General features: G+C 35.2%; 18 protein-coding genes. 6 read left to right on the top strand and 12 right to left on the bottom strand.

Translation table 11 applies throughout. From position 1 onward, the window contains the following. The 8 genes from RBU59_RS26455 to RBU59_RS26420 all read right to left on the bottom strand — a co-directional run bounded on the left by RBU59_RS26455 (position 1) and on the right by RBU59_RS26420 (position 6,753). On the bottom strand, positions 1-651 hold the full coding sequence (locus RBU59_RS26455; protein ID WP_308145461.1) for a hypothetical protein: 651 nt from the start codon (positions 649-651) through the stop codon (positions 1-3). After that, the gene (locus RBU59_RS26450) at positions 641-1,618 is read right to left on the bottom strand and encodes an SAF domain-containing protein (protein ID WP_308145460.1); all 978 of its coding nucleotides are present in this window, start codon (positions 1,616-1,618) and stop codon (positions 641-643) included. The genes RBU59_RS26455 and RBU59_RS26450 overlap by 11 nt, the downstream gene beginning before the upstream one ends. After that, positions 1,615-2,481, bottom strand: a complete 867-nt coding sequence (locus RBU59_RS26445) for a hypothetical protein (RefSeq protein WP_308145459.1) — start codon at positions 2,479-2,481, stop codon at positions 1,615-1,617. Before RBU59_RS26445 ends, RBU59_RS26450 begins: the two co-directional genes overlap by 4 nt. A gap of 341 nt (positions 2,482-2,822) precedes the next feature. Next, positions 2,823-2,975, bottom strand: coding sequence for a hypothetical protein (locus tag RBU59_RS26440; RefSeq protein WP_308145458.1), 153 nt, complete (start codon positions 2,973-2,975; stop codon positions 2,823-2,825). Between the two features lie 58 nt (positions 2,976-3,033). Further along, positions 3,034-3,708 (bottom strand): orotate phosphoribosyltransferase, encoded by a 675-nt coding sequence (gene pyrE, locus RBU59_RS26435; protein ID WP_308145457.1) that lies wholly within the window; start codon positions 3,706-3,708, stop codon positions 3,034-3,036. A 93-nt stretch (positions 3,709-3,801) separates the two neighbouring features. Further along, entirely contained in the window at positions 3,802-4,710 is a 909-nt protein-coding gene (locus RBU59_RS26430; RefSeq protein ID WP_308145456.1) for a dihydroorotate dehydrogenase, read from the bottom strand. Positions 4,711-4,791: 81 nt separating this feature from the next. Next, positions 4,792-5,559 (bottom strand): dihydroorotate dehydrogenase electron transfer subunit, encoded by a 768-nt coding sequence (locus RBU59_RS26425; protein ID WP_308148646.1) that lies wholly within the window; start codon positions 5,557-5,559, stop codon positions 4,792-4,794. Positions 5,560-5,865: 306 nt separating this feature from the next. Next, complete coding sequence (locus RBU59_RS26420; RefSeq protein ID WP_308145455.1) at positions 5,866-6,753, bottom strand: LysR family transcriptional regulator; 888 nt, start codon at positions 6,751-6,753, stop codon at positions 5,866-5,868. A gap of 115 nt (positions 6,754-6,868) precedes the next feature. Between RBU59_RS26420 and RBU59_RS26415 the strand changes: the two genes are divergently transcribed. Both RBU59_RS26415 and RBU59_RS26410 read left to right on the top strand, forming a co-directional pair. Continuing rightward, complete coding sequence (locus tag RBU59_RS26415; protein ID WP_308145454.1) at positions 6,869-7,327, top strand: DMT family transporter; 459 nt, start codon at positions 6,869-6,871, stop codon at positions 7,325-7,327. A gap of 21 nt (positions 7,328-7,348) precedes the next feature. After that, on the top strand, positions 7,349-7,933 hold the full coding sequence (locus tag RBU59_RS26410; RefSeq protein WP_308145453.1) for a TIGR00730 family Rossman fold protein: 585 nt from the start codon (positions 7,349-7,351) through the stop codon (positions 7,931-7,933). A gap of 393 nt (positions 7,934-8,326) precedes the next feature. Here RBU59_RS26410 and RBU59_RS26405 read toward each other — a convergent pair whose 3' ends face one another. The 4 genes from RBU59_RS26405 to RBU59_RS26390 form a co-directional block, all read right to left on the bottom strand. Further along, positions 8,327-8,596 (bottom strand): DUF2087 domain-containing protein, encoded by a 270-nt coding sequence (locus RBU59_RS26405; RefSeq protein WP_308145452.1) that lies wholly within the window; start codon positions 8,594-8,596, stop codon positions 8,327-8,329. A 29-nt stretch (positions 8,597-8,625) separates the two neighbouring features. After that, positions 8,626-9,375 (bottom strand): DUF2087 domain-containing protein, encoded by a 750-nt coding sequence (locus RBU59_RS26400; RefSeq protein WP_308145451.1) that lies wholly within the window; start codon positions 9,373-9,375, stop codon positions 8,626-8,628. A gap of 437 nt (positions 9,376-9,812) precedes the next feature. Beyond that, positions 9,813-10,739 carry a glycosyltransferase family 2 protein gene (locus RBU59_RS26395; RefSeq protein WP_308145450.1) on the bottom strand — a complete coding sequence of 309 codons (927 nt, stop codon included), beginning with the start codon at positions 10,737-10,739 and terminating at the stop codon, positions 9,813-9,815. Between the two features lies 1 nt (position 10,740). Continuing rightward, complete coding sequence (locus tag RBU59_RS26390; RefSeq protein ID WP_308145449.1) at positions 10,741-13,464, bottom strand: YfhO family protein; 2,724 nt, start codon at positions 13,462-13,464, stop codon at positions 10,741-10,743. 291 nt (positions 13,465-13,755) lie between these two features. On the opposite strand from RBU59_RS26390, the gene RBU59_RS26385 reads away from it, so the two are divergent. The 4 genes from RBU59_RS26385 to RBU59_RS26370 all read left to right on the top strand — a co-directional run bounded on the left by RBU59_RS26385 (position 13,756) and on the right by RBU59_RS26370 (position 19,457). Continuing rightward, entirely contained in the window at positions 13,756-14,280 is a 525-nt protein-coding gene (locus RBU59_RS26385) for a peptidylprolyl isomerase (protein WP_308145448.1), read from the top strand. A 242-nt stretch (positions 14,281-14,522) separates the two neighbouring features. After that, positions 14,523-16,319: an aminopeptidase P family protein gene (locus tag RBU59_RS26380; RefSeq protein WP_308145447.1), complete on the top strand. Its 1,797-nt coding sequence runs from the start codon at positions 14,523-14,525 to the stop codon at positions 16,317-16,319. A gap of 711 nt (positions 16,320-17,030) precedes the next feature. Next, the gene (locus RBU59_RS26375) at positions 17,031-18,164 is read left to right on the top strand and encodes a trans-sulfuration enzyme family protein (RefSeq protein WP_308145446.1); all 1,134 of its coding nucleotides are present in this window, start codon (positions 17,031-17,033) and stop codon (positions 18,162-18,164) included. A gap of 120 nt (positions 18,165-18,284) precedes the next feature. After that, positions 18,285-19,457, top strand: a complete 1,173-nt coding sequence (locus RBU59_RS26370; protein ID WP_308145445.1) for a MalY/PatB family protein — start codon at positions 18,285-18,287, stop codon at positions 19,455-19,457. Positions 19,458-19,627: the final 170 nt, after the last annotated feature.

Below are 19,627 nucleotides of genomic sequence, written 5' to 3'. Positions count from 1 at the left end.
TTATGCACCCCTTTTCGCCTTTTTATAGGCTTGTCCAGCTTCTATTTTATTAAAACTCAATGTTTCGATTAACTCATTCAACAGGTCTTTCATCTGACCTGATTGATGTTTAAAAGAGATTTCATTCCTGTACTGTATTCCTGTCATATTTTCCTTATCCAGATCGTCATAATACAGACAGTAATACTGTTTTATATTAATTCCATTATCTTTCATCATCTCTAATAAATAAGTTAGACTTTTATTTTTAATCCGATCTTTTATAATTAAAAAAACTTCCTGCTTACATTTCAAATTTAGAATTCTTGCCAGATTATGCTGTTGTTTGTCTGTTACCAGATAGATATAGGAGCAGTTATGTATTTCCATATGATTTGTTTTAAAGCCAAAGTCAATTAAAATATAATCATATTCTTTCAAATAATCAGTAACATTTTTTTCTTTAATAAAATCTAGGTTACAGAAATGTATTCTATTGATTTTCGGATTCATAGATGCCGGAATCGGAATACAATAGGTAAGCGCTTCCGTATCTGAATTGTCTACAATTAGAACTTTCTTATTTAAATGAAACAGAAGTTTAGAAAGATATAAAATAATGTCATAGGTTTCAATACCCAGAAAACCGATTATATTTGCTTTAGTCGACATAATAAATTTCCTCCTTACTTTGTTCTTTCTTATTATCCTCCGCCACAGTATCATTTGAATCATCTGAAACGTTATCCTCTACAATATCCGGACTAACTATATTGTCATTGTTATTTACCTGATCTGTGGAATTAATCTGATTGGTATTATACGGGTCCCAGGTTACTTCACCATGATAAGTGCTGTAGAATTGATTCAATCTTTCCTCTAATTCGACACGGACTGATAAGCTTAATTCCTCCATTGCTTTTTGAAGGACATTGGGATCTTTTTTAATCAGCTGTATTATATCGGTATTAGGCAGGTAAGTGATTTCAGAAGCTTCTTGTATCCGAGGTTCGATATACTTTACGGTATAAAGCTTTGAACCTTCTTTTAAATAGCAATCAATAATTGCTCCCGATACTCTAAGTAATTCCTCAGCATTAAGCCACATAAAACAATCGTTTTTTTCTAATGATAGATTTTTAACCTGCTTTTTACTAAGAACGATATAATTCTCTCCATTCGGATATAGAATTCGGATATCCACATAATCATTTTCTTTCAGGTTACTGTTAAGAAAGAAAGTATTAAATTCTGCTTCTCTCGCACTGTTATCGGTAAACTTTTTGGATAACATGGATTTTAATAAAGGGGTACCCGATTTAATGTCAATTAAAGTAACCATGCCTAATTCATTTTCCGTTATGTAATCCTCCTGAGGCTGCTCAGATAAAACCTGTTTGAACTTAAGATTTTCTTTTGTAATTACACTTCCGACCGGAATATCGTAATTAGCTTCATATACTTTCACTTTATTAGTTTCCAGCTGGTTTGACAGTTCATTTATCTCTGCCTCATAATTATTTTTCATATAGGTAAGAACTGTAAAATATGCAGTTAAAAATACCCCGCCGAATAGTAGGACACATAAAAGAGAAACGAAAATATGCTGCTTCGTTGATCTTTTAAGTCTTCTTTTCACACACACTCCTCCTTCTGACTTATATTGGAAGCATTGTTGATAATCATCGCAACAGCTTTTTTTACATCCCGTATAAAGGCATAATTAGGACTTTTCCGCTTGCAGGTATAATTGCGCGATAAAAACTCTACAACCGTTCCCTGCAATACCGCTTCCTGGTATTCTATATTGTAAGGAATTGTTGCAATATTAGGTTTGCTTATTGAATGAGTTTTGGATATATTATTAAGATTTAAGGTTGAATTTTTATTATAATTACTAATCAAGAATACACATTTGTTTAAGATTGACGAATAATTGTCAAAGAAATATTGTATCATAAATGAATTTTGAACCAGATTTACTACTACTAAGTCTGCTTCTTCCAGAATAATTTTTGAGCTAAGATTGTTTTGGCTGGATGTGTCGATATAAGTTATGTCAGCAAATCCATCTGCTGCATTTAGAATTTCTCTTATGTTGCCATAAAGATTATAATCAAAGGTTTCCTGGTTGATTTGGTAACTTACAGGTATATAATATAAAAAATTATCTAAAATCTCTAAAGATGCTTCTTTAATAATCTGTACAGAATCCTGGTCCGGTACATGTGAATTATCCGGAATTTTATAATTATCTTTTCCTTTTGAAAATTGATTCATGATATAATCGATACCTATATGTCCGAATTGATAATTTTCCACCCTCTCTGAATAATTTGCCCTTTGATACCTTAGAATATTACCTAGCTTATTTTTTTGGTAGTGATTCTCTATGAGTATTGATTTATAAGAATACTCAATAGCCGATGCAATACTGATACACGCCAGATTACTTGTCACACCGCTGCTCCCCCTAGCACTGCTCCAAAACGCTATCTTCATATATAATCCCCTTTTCAATATTAAATTATGAATTAGACATAAAAACCCCTCACATCGAAAATCACCTCGTTTCAATTGATAAATTGGAATGTAATAACTGAAAATAAATAGATAATTAAGAAATTAGAAAAATAAGATACTTTAATAATATATGATTTCTTTCCCGTTGTAAAGTGATTTTTTACATTTTATGCTATTATTTTTATATTGAGTATTTATATTAGATAATTAAGGGATGAAAAAAATAGACTGCTGTAAATATTCCGTTTATAACTTAAGAAACAGGTAACATGAATTCTTATCAGTTATATTCTATATTTCACAACAGTCCCTATAAGTAATTAGAAAAGGATTTCCGATTTTTTCTTTAGTAATTTTCCGCCGCTGATAATCATTATCACTCCGCCTGCTACGCCGGCTACTATAAACAGAATTCCCATAACTAAATTACCAACGCCTACTGATTTCATTGTATTATAAATTCTTTCACTCATTTTTAGCTCCTATCTGCTGCAATGAACAGCCTTTTATACTAAAAACTTATCTTAGCTCTTACTTAGCCCCATATTGTTCATAATATGCATCTATGGCAGCTTTTAGTTTATCGTCAATAACTATATTTCCATTATAAGGCTTATTGTATAAATGTTCAACTACTTCTTCCATCGTTACGATAGCCGTTGTCTTAAGACCATAGATTTCTTCAATTTCAGCTAAGGCGCTCTTAATCCCCTGACCCTTTTCCATTCGGTCAACGGATACGACTAGTCCAAGAGCAGTAATATCGCCCTGTGCATTTAAGATAGGCATTGTTTCCCCAATGGAAGTACCGGCTGTTGTAACATCTTCAATAATAACAATCTTATCTTTATCCAGAATCGGTCCGCCAAGAAGAATTCCTTTATCTCCATGATCTTTAACTTCCTTTCTGTTGGAACAATAACGGATTTCTTTTCCGTAAAATTCGCTGATCGCCATGGATGCTGCAACACTTAAAGGAATTCCTTTATATGCCGGTCCAAATAATACATCAAAATACAGTCCAAAGCTTTCCTTAATCGCTTTTGCATAAAATTCACCAAGCTTTCTTAATTGTGAGCCTGTTCTGTAAAAACCCGCATTGATAAAGAAAGGTGTTTTTCTTCCGCTTTTAGTTGTAAAATCACCAAATTTTAGTACTCCGCAATCCACCATAAATTCAATAAATTCCCGCTTGTATTGTTCCATTGTATCAGCCTCCGTTAAATTTTGATATTCTTTCTATCTCTATTCAGTCTAAACAACTAATTAATCGATTATTTTGTTTAATTATCTATATTATTATATTCTGTTAACACAGCCAATTAATTCCTTTATATCTTCTATATTATATTTTCTCATATAGTTTTCAATTTCCGTAATAACCTCAAGAGTTGCTGTAGGATTAATGAAATTGGCAGTTCCCACAGCAACAGCCATTGCACCTGCCATAATAAATTCCAGGGCATCTTCTCCGGACATTATTCCACCCATTCCTATAATCGGAAGTTTCACTGCATTTGCTACCTGATTTACCATTCTGACTGCAATTGGTTTGACGGCAGGACCGGATAACCCTCCGGTTTTATTGGCCAAAACAAATTTTCTTTTATAGATATCAATTTTCATTCCTGTTAAGGTATTAATTAAGGAAAGGGCATCCGCTCCGCCGGCTTCTGCCGCCTTCGCAGTTTCCGTAATATCGGTTACATTAGGGCTGAGTTTCATAATAATAGGCTGTTTGGCACGTTTTTTAACTTCTTTTGTTATGGCTTCTACCGCGCAGCTATTCTGCCCAAACGCTATTCCTCCCTCTTTAACATTAGGACAGGAAATATTAATTTCCAACATGTCCACGTCGGTTTCTGCAAGACGTTCTACGACATCGATGTAATCTTCCGTAGTTTTGCCGCAGACATTAACAATTATCTTTGTATCGTATTTCTTTAAAAATGGTATGTCCCGCTCAATAAATACCTCTGCTCCGGGATTCTGTAAACCGATGGCATTCAACATACCGCCGTACGTTTCCGCGATCCGGGGTGTAGGATTTCCGGTCCAGGGAATATTAGATACCCCTTTGGTAGTTACTGCACCAAGTTTACTTAAATCTACAAACTCACTATATTCCATTCCGGAACCAAATGAGCCGGAGGCTGTGGTTACCGGGTTCTTCCATTCTATACCTGCAATATTTACTTTTGTATTCATCTTAATCTACCTTTCCAGAGGATAAACTTTAATAAGAATCCTATCATTTTTAACCGGGTATGAAGATTCTGACAGCCAAAACTATATTTCTATTTCATCAGAATAAAACACCGGTCCATCCTTGCAGATTCGTTTATTATTTACATTAGTATGGTGATCCTTATCCTTAGACTTGCATACACAAGCCAGACATGCACCTATGCCGCAGGCCATTCTCTCTTCCATGGACAACTGGGCTTTGATCCCCATTTCTTTTGCATATGTCTGAACTCCCCGAAGCATAGGGGTTGGACCACAGGCATATATCATATCCCCGACCAGATTATTTGCTTTAATTGCATCAATCACATTACCTTTTATTCCGGCGTTTCCATCCTCCGTTGAGATATACACATCACCATATTTTCCAAATTCTTCATTAAGAAAGGTATTATCACGATAACCTAACACGATCTGTTTTTCACACTTTAACTGTTTGACAAGCTCCAGCATAGGAGGTATCCCTATTCCGCCGCCGACTATAATTGCACGTTTTCCTTCTAAATGAAAGCCATTTCCCAAAGGTCCCAATATATCAATCGTATCGGCTGTTTTATAATGGGAGATTTCCTCTGTTCCGTTTCCAACAACACGATATACAAGACGTAATGTTCCGTTTTCTTTCTTTGTTTCGCAAATACTGATTGGCCTTGGAAGCAGTCGGTTACCGCTTTTGCAATACAAAGAAATAAATTGCCCGGGTTTAGCACTTGCTGCTATCTGACTGTCCATAATCCACATACTAAAAATATCCTCTGTCAGTTGGATATGAGAGGTAATCACTGCTGTTTTTTTAAAGGTGTTGGTCATCATTTCATCTCCTGAATTGTGCAGCCATATAATTAGATACCTGCTGTTTTACTGGTTTCCTGTTTTTAATCTTACTAATTATAAACGAAAAATTTTGGTAAAACAAGCCCTTAAAATAAATTTATCCACAAAAGAACAGCATTTATGTTCCATTGTCCAAAACTGTTATTTTATTAAAATATTTCTACGTAAAGATATGGGGCTGTTGCAAATTCAAAATGTAAATTACTTGGGAGAGAATAAGGATTATGTTTTGCAGAAATTTTGTTCCAAGATCATTACCTTATAATTTTGCAGCAGCCCCGTTCATGTGCGCATTATCTCAATAAATTTGCGGGCTGCAGTTGAAAGTGGCATATCCTTTTTGGTGACAATCCCCAAACTCCGGATCGACATTTTTTCCTGAATATTAAGCTTATATAGAGATTTATTTTTTAATTCCTTTTGCACATATTCTTCTATAACGCAAGCTGCACCTAATCCTTTGACAGTAAATTCAATGATTAAATCCAAGTTACTTAACTCGATTTGCGGAGCTAAATTAATTCCATGTGAAAGGAAGTATTCATCAATACTTGCCCTTGTATTGCCTCCCTTTTGAAGCATTATCAAAGGATAATTTTGAGATAACATATGAATAGAAATCGAATCGTCACATAAGGCTTTATATTTCTCACCAACAACAAAGCAGTCATGCATTTCTATCGTCTTAATTATATTGAAATTACCATTATCAATATTGTAAAGATTTATGATTCCTATATCAATTTTTCCTATCTCCAATAATTGGGCTATTTTATAACTGGATTCATCTTCGATATACAGAGAAACGTCCGGATAGTTGATGTTATATTGACTGATATATTTCAATAAATCATATTTACAAACTGCACTGCAAACTGCTAATCTCAACTGCCCTGACGTCATTTGTTTCAGTTCGGAAAACTTTTGTTCCCCGACCTGAATCAAGCTATAGCCTTGTTCAATATATCGATATAGAACCTCACCCTCAGTGGTCAAAGAAACACCCCTGGCATCTCTATAAAACAATTCTCCTCCCAGCTTTTGCTCAAGTTGCTTAATTGCTTGGCTTACTGCCGGTTGTGATGTATATAATTCTTTTGCCGCTTTGGAGATGCTTCCAAGTTTTGCAGTCGTGTAGAAAATCCTATAAAGCTCTAAATTAATAAACATATAATATTTCAGTATACCTCCTATATTAAATCGTGATTTTACTTATATCTTGACCAATATTATAATGTGCTTATACAGTATAGTCAATGAGAAGTTGGCAAAGGAGGTGTGAATCGTGGCATTACTGTACTATTTTCTTTCGCTTGTGTCTGGCATGGCTTTGACATTACAGGCAGGATTAAACGGGCAGCTTCGTTCAAAAGTCGGCAGTCCTGTTTGTTCCTCTTTTATAAGTTTTTTAGTCGGTGCAATAGGTCTTGGATTAGTACTTTCTTATACATTATTAAGCGGTACCTATTCATTATCGGATGGCACAAATATGCTCAAAGGTATTCGGTGGTGGATGTTAACCGGCGGCCTTCTGGGAGCTTTTTATATCTTTATTACAATTTTAGCTTCCCCTAAAATAGGTTTTGCCAATATGTTTAGTCTGGTAATCTGCGGACAAATTGTTTTATCGATTATGTTTGATCATTTTGGATTTTTCGGAAATGATGTTCATTTGATTAATCCGCAAAGAATATTTGGGGTAGTTTTGCTTATAGCAGGGGTATATGTTATACAAAAATTTTAGATACTTTTAGGAGGATAACCGATGAACAGAATATGTGTATATTCAGGCTCAAATCTTGGAAATAAACCTGAATATAAAAAGTGTGCATTACAACTTGGAGAAATATTAGCTCAAAACAAAATTGAGTTGGTATATGGCGGTTCCAACGTAGGTTTAATGGGTAAATTGTCTAACCAAGTGCTTAAAAATAATGGTCAAGCTACAGGTGTGATGCCTAAAGGACTTTTTCCCAAAGAAATTGTAAATACGAATCTTACTCGTTTTATTGAAGTCGTTGATATGCATGAGAGAAAAAAGAAAATGGCTGATTTATCTGATGGCTTTATTGCATTGCCCGGGGGTGTCGGAACATATGAAGAATTATTTGAAATACTTAGTTGGGCTCAATTAAGAATTCATAGCAAACCAGTGGGCATTTTAAATGTAGCACATTTCTTCGACCCCCTCATTGACATGATTGTTAAAGCTATACAAGAAGGATTTATGAACCAATCCAATGAAAAACTCTTTCTAGTGGATACCGACCCCAACAGTCTTTTGGATAAAATGAAAGCATACTCTCCGCCCAATCTAGGTATAAAATGGCGCGAATTACAAGAAAAATAATTCTTATATTCTTTTTTGACCGCTGTTTTGAGGTGAATTCTAAATATGGGGCTGTCGCAATAATGAAATAAGATTCTTCAAGTAGCGAAAAGATTTATACAACAAAGGCAAGAAGATCTTGAATGAATACTTTCAGAGAAAGGAATACTGCTAAGAATGAATCGCAGCATACGTCTAAATGAATTTTGATAAACTACATTTAAGTTTATTAAGGTACTTCATTTTTAAGGAAAATAGCCTAAATCAGGATAAACTAAATAAAGAAAGAGTATTTTCAGGAAAATAAGAGCTACCGTTTCATGATTTTTCAATCGTTAAAGCGACAGCCCCATATGTTATACTTTCTCTATTCTCAGTCCGATGACGGAAAATGTATTAATACTCTACCCTTTATCACCTTTCCTCTTTCCAATACTGTAAACCATCTTTTGTTCTTGATAAATACTTCATATCAATCAACCCCCTCCGCAGCAGAAAAAAATCAGAAAAAGTGTGCCAGTTTTTAATAATTTCATTTACTTCTTTCTCTGTATAGATAACTCCTGTCTCAAATTTTTGAGCCAGATACTTTAGAATCTCTATCTTTAAATCACGTTTTGCGGGCCATATCTTAATCTTTTTCTCTTCATCCAGAAACCGTTCTATATTAAAATCATCTTTCATATAATCACCGAAACCCTTCTCTTATTAAGTCACTTTAGCCAATATTTTTTACAATCCATAGTCCGGTCCATAAATCCATACTCAATGAGATACCGTCTAATGGTAGGAAAATCCTGATAAATTCCCTTTAGTATGCGGTTTAATTCTTTTTCTTCATAATTTCTTCCATATTCAAGCTGTTCTACTATTTTCTTTAATACAACTATCTTTTTCTTCTCTTTTGCAGGAAATTCAATTAATTTAAGAGGTACCAGAGAAGAAAATGCCGTTTTAAGTATTTTATCCCTTTCTTCCACCGTTGTGATATACCTATCATCTACCATGGTCGCATTGCTGTGAATGTTTACCAGATTCTCGTGAATAGGATTTCCTTTTATAGCCAGTTCATAAACAGCAAGATACATCTTGGCCTGTTTTGCTTTTTCACGAAACATAAATTTTTGATGACGTACGGTGGATGGTGAAATTCCCAGTTGTTTTGCAATTTCGTTATCCGATAATCCCTCATTTATCATTCCTAACAGATTTTTTTGATTTTCTGTAAGTCCAAGATATTTATTCTCTGTGGATACCAGTAAATCATAAACTGTCCCATGTTCCTTAGTTACATGGATTTCTACTGCTAAGCGGCAATCAAAAAAACGATTCTCAAAAGGATATATTTCACCTGTATAAAATTCTTTGCCGCAATGATTGCAGATATATTTTTTATTTTCTTCATCAAATCGGTAACCGTTTTTGATTTCTTCTATGTCCAAATCACTTAAATCGTTTATCATACAACCTCCAACGTTATTGTTTATAATATTAATAAACATATATTATATTAGTTTATTAATATTGTCAATACAATATAATAAAATGATTATTTTCCTGGCATCCTTCTATTTTTATTTCTTTCAACTTATTAATTTCACTTTTTATATAATAAGACGCAATCTCCTGTAACATAAAAAACTGCTGTAAATTCTTTATACTTATAATTATAAAGAGTTCACAGCAATTATATTGATAGTACTAACCATTTAAATTAAAAAACAGATCCTTATATTATCTTTTATTCCTTCTTAAGTCTTTTCAAATTTTTATCAACATCTTCTCAACTTCCATACAAGTTGCCGCTCGGGCGGCATCTTAAACAATACAGGAAGGAGCTTTGAATGAGTAACCTCTGTATTTTTTGTAAAGCTCTTCCAGTGTAAAAGGATTTTTCTTTTCAACCTTTTTCCCTTACTATATATATGGGACGTTCTTTCACTTCCAGATAGGTTTTAGCCAGGTACTGTCCTAACACGCCCATACAGAACAATTGAAAACCGCTTACAAATAAAATAATACAAGTCATAGAAGACCAGCCATAAGCTGATTTCACTCCAATCAAATATCGTACCATAACAATAATAATGCCAATAAAGGATAATAAACATAAAAAGAGTCCGGAAAATGATGCAATACCCAATGGCATGGTGGAAAAAGCTACAATTCCGTCAAAAGAATAAAACAATAACTTACGAAAAGACCATTTTGTTTCACCTGCCGCCCGCTCTATATTGTTGTACTCAATCCACTTTGTTTTAAAACCCACCCAGCCAAAAATTCCTTTGGAGAAACGGTTATATTCTTTCATATTTACAATCGCATCAACCATTTGTCTATTCATCAGGCGGTAATCTCTTGCACCGTCTACAATGTCTGTTTTCGATATATGATTCATAAGATGATAGAATCTCCTGGCAAAAAAAGAACGTAACTTTGGCTCTCCTTCCCTGGTTACTCTTCGGGTCGCTACAGAATCATACCCTTCTTCTTTTACGTAACGGTACATCTCTTCCAGTAAGGAGGGCGGATCCTGCAGGTCGACATCCATCATAACCACATAATCACCGGTACTGTTTTCAAGTCCTGCAAATATAGCTGCTTCTTTTCCGAAATTTTTCGAAAAGGAAATATAACGGATCCGTTCATCAACAGCTTTCAAATTCTTTGCAATCTGTAATGTATTATCCTTAGAACCATCATCAACAAATATTATTTCAAACCCGGCATAATTCATCCTATCCATGACCCGTTTCATTTCTTTATAAAACAGGGGCATAACTTCTTCTTCATTATAACAAGGTACCACAACAGATATTCTGTCCAAATTATTCATCTCCTTTATCATAATTTTTCCCTGATTTTAACTTTATTATCAAGTTAAATATAATAATGCAGAAAAAAACAAACCATCCGGCAGCTGACAATGCGATTCCTGCTTTCAGATAAGGTGTTGTATAAAACAGTTTAATATCATTTTTGCCGGCATCCAGCTCCAGTGCCATATACATGACGTTAGCCTGCAATAGTTTCTGCTTTTTACCATTTACATAAGCAGACCACCCTTTATTATAAGGAATCGATAAGCACAGTATGGAATCCTTTTTGCTATCGGCCATACCAGTTATCTGATTGGTTCCGACCATAATATTATAAAATGCACCTGACTTTCTGTCTTTTACCTGCTGTATATAATTGCTCATGGGTAAAGCATAACCTTCTATTCCATCTAAATGAAAGATACCTGTCTTGGGAAAAGTCAATACACAATATCTCATTGGCCCCTTATCATATCCCAGGTTAATCAGATAATCTTCTTTGCCAAAATATGCATTATTTATTACTGATCTGGCATTTATGGTTTTATTTACACCTTTCTCGTTTTTAATGTAAAAGTTCATGGCGTAAAAATCCGTACCTATATTAAAATTATTAAGCCGCAGATAGGCTTCCGAATCTTTTACTCCGTCAAAATATACTTTAATCTTGGCTCCTGGCTCTTCAACCTTCAATAAATTATCATGAAAGGATATCCCTTTTCCATATTCAATTGATATAGGAATCTTCTCTGATAAAAAACTTGTTTTATTTCCTATAACCTTTCCAGATTCCATCTCTGTCGGTATTATACCCATATACCTGTTAATAGGTTTTTCCAGGACTACTGCCTGCAGCATAACCTCCTGCTTTTGTATTGCAGTTAGACTTTCATAAACATCCCTGGTTATATATTTGTCATAGGTATATCCTAAAGGCAGTGCATATTGATTTTCATAGATACGATAGGTCTTATCATTGAATTTTTCCTTAGTCAGCAGTTTATATCCATAGGGTACGGCGTCTTTTTTCGGGGAAATCATATATTTTACCCCTGCTAAAGTACCAATTCCGGTACGGTAATCTAAATTGTCAAACCGGTATGATGTCTTCTGGTTTAACATTTCTAAACCTTTCATATACTCAGCTGTTCTTTTATCCATAATGCTGAAATATCCGCTTACATCATTATAACCCACTGTGATCGCTTCATTAAGCCATTTATCACCATAGGTCTCTATACGAAAAAATGAATTATCCCGAATTCCCGGGATAAGACCCACTGCCGAATTACGTATGGTTTTATCAACTTCACCCGAAGCAATGAATTCATTCACATAATTACCATATCTACCGGAGTAAGTCATATATCCATTGATAGCCAGGTTACAGAATATCAGGCTGAAAATAACCGTTCTCTGAAGATATTTCGATTTTTTGTAAAAATTAAAAAAGAGAACACTAAAAACCGTGATACATAAGATAAGAAATGCGAAAAGTATAGACCAACTAGGTTTTATCAGTCCTGCTGCTCCATATAGACCCGTACCCCCTAATAAAACGATTTTATCCTGCTTTTTTAATTGAAATATTTTCTCGTAAACCGATACAACAATAAATGCCAAAAGAAAACTGTAACCAAACTCCCACCTGTTGCAGACATATGACATGCCATTCATAAGGTATCCTATAAAAGGAATCATAAGACCTATGGTTCCAATGATAAAACCCATCCTTAATTCCCTGTATTCTCTGTTACGAACTACTATCCATACTGCCACAGGGACTATTGCTGCAAAGGTACACTGAGTCCAAAATCCCGGCGATATATTAGGAGCTATAAAAGAGTGTATAATTAATAGATAATAACTTAAATCATAATGGAACAGATTCATCTGATATCCGCTGTTAAAACGTCCATTCCCCATAAATGCTGCAAGGACGGGCAATAGGATAAAGGAAGCCATAACCAATCCTAATGTATAATACAGCCCTGCCCGTAAAGCTGTCCTTAAAAATAACGGAAAGACCGATTTGTCTTCGTTTTTATTATAAGTATAAAAAAATCGGATTAGCGCATAGACTAAAACTAAAATTGTAAGCATATAAAAAAAGTAAAAATTACTTAATGCGCTGATACAGGTCATAATAACAAACAGATACGGTTTTTTCTTTTGTATAATAAGATCTACTCCGATAAAAAGGAGTGGCAGGTAGATCATTGGATTTGTAAAATAGGGGTGCCTCGTTCCGGCATAAAATACATATCCGCAAAATACATAGATTAATCCTCCAAGAACAGAAGAAAAGCCCTTTTTTTTCATATAAATACAATACAGCATAAAGCTTATTCCGGATAAATATAATCTTAAGAGTATTAGGAAACGATACACAACTTCCATATTATTTTCCTTGCCAAATACAGTCAGTAAAGTAATCGGATCGCCGATTGCATAATAATTCAATGTAGTAAGTGTATCAAAGCCCATACCCAATTTGAAATCCACCATGGGAATTTTCCGACCCCCAAACAGGTCTTTTAATAGATTACTGTAATAAACCAATGCAGGATAATGCTGATTGATGCCGTCCATATTCCATATAAAAGATTTACCGCCTGACCTAAAGGGATAATATATAATAAACTGTAACAATAGAAATGCTGCTGTAAAAGGTATCATATAATAGAAGAAATAATTTTTCAGACCGGTATTTTTCTTAGACAAAAGCGTCATTAATTTTAATACTCCTTTTTCTGTAAACATCTTTCTTTATTATACCACTGTGCATTAATTATAATCGAGAGTAAACAAACTTTTAAATTTAAATCTGTATAAATAAATTATTTAAGGAACAATCGCACAATTTTGAATATATTTATAACAAAAAAATATTTATTTACATTATCTGCATGTAAATTTCATGTCAATAACTAATAGAATATTTAATAATTTAATTAGACACCCAACATAATATATGATATAATTGTCCAATGTAAACATTTGACTTTAGAAAGGATAAAAAAAATGGCAGAGAAAAATCCTATAGTAACAATCGAAATGGAAAATGGCGATGTAATGAAAATTGAACTTTATCCAGACATTGCCCCTAATACTGTTAAGAATTTCATTTCATTAGTTCAGAAAAAGTTTTATGATGGTATTATTTTTCACAGGGTTATACGTGGGTTTATGATTCAGGGGGGAGATCCTGAGGGTACCGGTATGGGAGGTCCCGGTTACCAGGTAAAAGGTGAATTTTCTTATAATCACTTTGAAAACAACCTAAAACATACTGCGGGGGTTATATCCATGGCAAGATCCCAGATGCCTGATTCAGCAGGTTCTCAATTCTTTATTATGCATAAAGATTCACCTCATTTAGATGGTTCTTACGCAGCTTTTGGTAAAGTAATTGAAGGGCTTGAAGTTGTTAACAAAATAGCTGAAACAAAAACAGATTATTCCGATCGTCCGCTGGATCCACAGGTAATGAAATCTGTAACGGTTGAATTATTTGGTGAAACATACGATGAACCGGAAAAACTTTAAATATATAGTAAGATAACAATCAACAGATTTGCGACATAACTGCCGGATTCATGCATTTATGTCGCTTTTTAACCTTACAAGTAAGTGCCTGCTCACAAAGCATAAGTCTATGCAGGAGTTAGGTTCTTTCTTGTTTCAGTGGACTTTATGTATCGGCTGAAATACCTGCCTGACTGGTATAAGGTTAAGCCACAGCGTAGCGGTTTTAAGAATACCCGCTAAAACTATGTAAGGAGGATATCATGATAAAGGAAAGAATCCAGCATTTAAGAGCATTAATGGCTGAAAATCAAATGGATGCCTATATAATTCCTACTTCTGACTTTCACGAATCTGAATATGTGGGCGATTATTTTAAGGCAAGAAAGTATATGTCCGGTTTTACCGGTTCCGCAGGCACTTTAGTAGTTACTTTAACGGAAGCCGGGCTTTGGACAGACGGAAGATATTTCATTCAAGCTGCAAGACAGCTGGCTGATACCGGAATAACCCTCTTTAAGATGGGTGAGGAAGGGGTCCCTAGCATTGAAGAATTTTTATTAGACAGATTACAACAGGACGGAACGCTTGGTTTTGATGGCAGAATTATAAATGCAAAATTCGGCTTAAATTTAAAAGAAAAATTACAGGTAAAAAATATAACCATAAAATATGAGAAAGACCTGGTAGACATCATATGGTCAGACCGTCCTGCTCTTTCGATGGAACCGGCATTTTTATTAGAAGAAAAATATTCCGGCAGATCCACATCAGATAAACTGCAGGATGTCAGAAACGAAATGAAAAAATCAGGAGCTACCATTCATATTATTACTACTTTAGATGACATCGCCTGGCTCTTTAATATCAGAGGTAATGATGTTACTTACAATCCGGTAGTTTTATCCTATGCAGTTATAACTCTGGAACATGCTTATTTATTCCTGGATCAAGATAAGTTATCTGACGAGATTCGAGATAAATTAGCTTCGGATCAGATTGAATTAAAGGATTATGCGGAGATTTATTCCTTTGTAACGAGTCTTTCCTCTCAGATGTCCGTACTGCTCGATTCTAAGAAAGTAAACTATGCTATTTACAGGAATCTTAATCCAGAAATCAATATAATTGATGCTGCCAACCCCACCGTACTTTTCAAAGCTATGAAAAATCCGGTTGAGATAGAGAATTTGAGAAAAGCTCATATCAAAGACGGCGTTGCTTTTACCAAGTTTATGTATTGGCTGAAAACTCAGATCGGTAAGACAGAAATTACTGAGATTAGTGCCAGCGACTATCTGGAAGATCGCCGAAGAGAACAGGACGGTTTTATTGAATTAAGTTTTGATACCATTTGCGCATACAAAGCGAATGCTGCCATGATGCACTATTCTGCCAACGAGGACAGTAATGCTGTGCTAAAGCCGGAGGGATTATTATTAGTAGATTCCGGCGGGCAATATTACGAGGGTACTACTGATATTACCAGAACCATGGCTCTTGGAGAAATCAGTGATGAACTGAAAAAACACTTTACGGCAGTACTGCGAAGTATGTTAAATCTCGCAGATGCAAAATTCCTGCATGGCTGTATCGGATTGAATCTGGATATATTAGCAAGAGGCCCCATCTGGGATATGAATTTAGATTATAAGTGCGGAACCGGTCATGGTGTCGGTTATCTTCTTAACGTACACGAAGCTCCTAATGGTTTCCGCTGGAAGAAAGTACCCGAGAGAGATGACGGTTGTGTACTAGAGGAAGGTATGGTTACAACAGATGAACCCGGTGTCTATATCGAGGGCAGTCATGGAATTCGAACAGAAAATGAACTGGTCTGCCATAAGGGTGAAAAAAATGAATACGGCCAGTTTATGTATTTTGAACATATAACATTTGCTCCTATTGATTTAGATGCTGTAGATGTCTCTTTCATGTCACCTGCTGAAATTAAAAGGTTAAACGATTATCATCAAAAAGTATATGAAAAGTTATCCCCTTATCTTACCCCGGAAGAAAAAGACTGGTTAAAAGTTTATACGCGTGCTGTTGGTATATAAACCGTTAATTGTTACTGTTCACTCCCCTGCAAAAGCAGCAGTTTCGTGAACAATAACACGTCGCGTTGTTGCCTGTGAACAATAACCGTTAGTTTCTCCTTAAAAAACATTTAACATTTATACCTGTTGACATTATATTATTTCTTTGCTATACTTTTATCAATTTCATAGTAAAACACTAGGAATGAGAGAGTAAGTGATTAAAAGTCTTACAGAGAGCTTTGGCGGTGGAAAAAAGCAGATGAAAAATGACTGAATATGGCTCAGGAGTGGCGGTTTGAATTGTAATATATTCATCTATATTAACTTAGTTATTTTTAGACTATATTGCATTTAGAATTCGACAGGATTGCCTGTTACAGCAAACGAGTATAATTAGATATTTAATATCGTACTCTTAGAGGTCTGTTACAGTAATGAACAGATAAATTGAAGTGGTATCACGGGTTTTACTCGTCTTCTTAATGTATAAGAAGGCGAGTTTTTTTATTACATAGGAAAGTTCTCCAAACAACCCTATGTAATAAAAAGCCCGACCGGCAGGATGCACATGAACAGACAAAAGGATACTATCCTTTAGGGTGGATTGTCACAAAAATGACAGCGCGTCAGCGCAAAAGTCTGGTAGACCAGACTCTTTCTTATTCCTGTCTATCTATAACTTAGGAACATTATATTTGTTTAGCAAACGAAATTTAAGGAGGAAAAAATATGGATATATCAACTCTTTGTATACATGGAGCTGAAAATAATACTCATACTACCGGAGCTGTCAGCGTTCCAATTTATCAATCGGCAACCTTTGCCCACCTGGGAGTCGGTAAAAGTACAGGTTATGATTACTCTCGCCTGCAAAACCCCACCAGAGAACATTTAGAAAAAGTGGTAGCCAATTTGGAACAAGGCACCGATGCATTGGCTTTTTCAACGGGAATGGCTGCAATCACAGCTCTTATGGAGCTCTTTTCCATTGGAGACCATATTATAGCTTCAGGAGATTTATACGGCGGAACAGTGCGTTTATTTGAACATATCTCCCGTAAGAACGGTCTTACAATTGATTATGTTAATACGGCAGACCTGGATGGGGTTCGTGACCTGATTCGCCCGGACACAAAAGCGGTCTATATAGAATCCCCGACAAATCCCATGATGCAGATAACCGATATTGCCGCAGTTTGTGAATTAGCAAAAGCCTTTGGACTCCTGGTCATTGTTGATAATACTTTCCTCACACCATATTACCAGCTGCCTCTTGTATTAGGCGCTGACATTGTAGTACACAGCGGCACCAAGTATTTAAGCGGTCATAATGATACGTTAGCCGGATTTTTAGTAACTAATAAAGCAGATTTATCAGAAAAACTCCGTTTCATTTATAAGACTACCGGCGCCTGTCTCTCTCCCTTTGACAGCTGGTTATTAATCCGCGGGATTAAAACTCTTGCTGTGCGTATGGACCGCCAGCAGGATAATGCGATCAAATTAGCAAATTGGCTTAAAACCCAGGAAAAAATAAAAAAAGTATTTTATATTGGTCTGCCTGAACATCCAGGTTATGCGGTTTCCACAAAACAGTCAACGGGATACGGATCCATGATTTCTTTTGAAGTCGACAGTGAAGCGACTGCCATCCGGTTATTGGAACGAATTCAATTAGTTTTGTTTGCAGAAAGTTTAGGTGGTGTAGAAACCTTGATAACCTATCCTATGCTTCAGACCCATGCAGATGTTCCTATAGAAGAACGCCTGGAAAGAGGTATCAATGATTGTTTACTGCGTCTATCTGTGGGTCTTGAAGATGCGGATGATTTAATAGCTGATTTAGCACAAGCATTAAATTAAAACTAATACCATACAATTAATACGAATTTCATAGCTTCAGTTGCCTTTAGGGCAAAATTCAGCTCTGAAATTGTATTAAGTGTATGGCATATAAATACAATAAACCAGGAGGAATACAAAATGTCATATAATTTTAATTTAGTAGTTAACAGAAAAAATACGAACTCCTTAAAATATGATTTCGCAGTAGAAAGAGGGAAAGCTGCCGATATATTACCGCTATGGGTTGCCGATATGGATTTTCCCACGGTACCCGAGGTTACAGAAGCTCTGGTAAAAGCCAGCCATCATGGGATATTTGGTTATACGGATGTTAAAGATAATTATTTTGAAGTTCTCCGTAACTGGTTTTCTTCCCATTATCACTGGGAGATTGAACAAAAATGGCTTGTTAAAACACCCGGTGTTGTTTTTGCCATTGCTATGGCTATACGTGCTTTCACGAAGGAAAACGAAGCTGTCTTAATTCAAAGACCGGTTTATTATCCTTTTTCCGAAGCCATAAAAAGTAATGAAAGAGTACTGATTAATAATCCTTTAGTTTATGAAAATGGAAAATATCATATAGATTATAACGATTTTGAAGATAAAATAATAAAGAATAATGTTAAATTATTTATTTTATGTAATCCTCACAATCCGGTGGGAAGGGTTTGGACAAAAAATGAGTTAATACGTTTAGGTGATATCTGTATCAAACATAATGTATTAATCGTTTCTGATGAAATCCATGCCGACTTTATCTATTCCGGTTTTGAACATCTTAATTTTGCCAATCTGAAACCGGAATTTCTAGATAATACCATCACCTGTACTGCTCCAAGTAAAACCTTTAATCTGGCAGGTCTGCAGGTGTCCAATGTATTAATCGGAAATCCTAAGCTAAAATCCGCCTTTAAAACAGAAATCGTAAAATCCGGTTATAGCCAGTTAAACACCATGGGATTAATTGCCTGCCAGACAGCCTATGAATATGGAGAGGAATGGCTTAAGGAGTTAAAAGAATACTTACGTGAGAATTTATTATATGTAAAAGAATTTTTAGAAAAACATATTCCTGAGGTTAAATTAATCGAGCCGGAGGGAACTTATCTGGTATGGCTTGATTTTAACCAGTTAGGCCTGTCGGAAGAAGAATTGGAAGAACTGCTCCTTAATAAAGCAAAGCTATGGCTGGATGCCGGAACCATGTTCGGTCCGGAAGGCCTTGGTTTCCAGAGAATTAATATAGCTTGTCCAAGAGAGACTTTGTCACTCGCCTTAACCCAGTTAAGAAACGCTGTTTTAAAATAAAATTATAAATTCTGGTACAATATTTTTATGTATAGGAACGAATAAACCGTGACACCGTTATTACATGGTGCCACGGATCTTTATTTGCAAGACTTTAGTATGATTGCAACGCTCATTCACAACATTCGAAACACAAGTAGTTTATATTCTTCTAATTGTTCAAGTGCAAA

Origin of the sequence: Anaerocolumna sp. MB42-C2 (assembly GCF_030913705.1) — a bacterium.
Classification (GTDB): Bacteria; Bacillota; Clostridia; order Lachnospirales; family Lachnospiraceae; genus Anaerocolumna.
Note: the sequence above shows the minus strand (reverse complement) of the source record. Positions and strands in the feature narration are given on the sequence as shown.

Coding starts and splice junctions, on each gene's coding strand:
- RBU59_RS26455 (WP_308145461.1), bottom strand. CDS start 651: ATGTCGACTAAAGCAAATATAATCGGTTTTCTGGGTATTGAAACCTAT.
- RBU59_RS26445 (WP_308145459.1), bottom strand. CDS start 2,481: ATGAAGATAGCGTTTTGGAGCAGTGCTAGGGGGAGCAGCGGTGTGACA.
- RBU59_RS26440 (WP_308145458.1), bottom strand. CDS start 2,975: ATGAGTGAAAGAATTTATAATACAATGAAATCAGTAGGCGTTGGTAAT.
- pyrE (WP_308145457.1), bottom strand. CDS start 3,708: ATGGAACAATACAAGCGGGAATTTATTGAATTTATGGTGGATTGCGGA.
- RBU59_RS26430 (WP_308145456.1), bottom strand. CDS start 4,710: ATGAATACAAAAGTAAATATTGCAGGTATAGAATGGAAGAACCCGGTA.
- RBU59_RS26425 (WP_308148646.1), bottom strand. CDS start 5,559: ATGACCAACACCTTTAAAAAAACAGCAGTGATTACCTCTCATATCCAA.
- RBU59_RS26420 (WP_308145455.1), bottom strand. CDS start 6,753: ATGTTTATTAATTTAGAGCTTTATAGGATTTTCTACACGACTGCAAAA.
- RBU59_RS26410 (WP_308145453.1), top strand. CDS start 7,349: ATGAACAGAATATGTGTATATTCAGGCTCAAATCTTGGAAATAAACCT.
- RBU59_RS26405 (WP_308145452.1), bottom strand. CDS start 8,596: ATGAAAGATGATTTTAATATAGAACGGTTTCTGGATGAAGAGAAAAAG.
- RBU59_RS26400 (WP_308145451.1), bottom strand. CDS start 9,375: ATGATAAACGATTTAAGTGATTTGGACATAGAAGAAATCAAAAACGGT.
- RBU59_RS26390 (WP_308145449.1), bottom strand. CDS start 13,464: ATGACGCTTTTGTCTAAGAAAAATACCGGTCTGAAAAATTATTTCTTC.
- RBU59_RS26385 (WP_308145448.1), top strand. CDS start 13,756: ATGGCAGAGAAAAATCCTATAGTAACAATCGAAATGGAAAATGGCGAT.
- RBU59_RS26380 (WP_308145447.1), top strand. CDS start 14,523: ATGATAAAGGAAAGAATCCAGCATTTAAGAGCATTAATGGCTGAAAAT.
- RBU59_RS26375 (WP_308145446.1), top strand. CDS start 17,031: ATGGATATATCAACTCTTTGTATACATGGAGCTGAAAATAATACTCAT.
- RBU59_RS26370 (WP_308145445.1), top strand. CDS start 18,285: ATGTCATATAATTTTAATTTAGTAGTTAACAGAAAAAATACGAACTCC.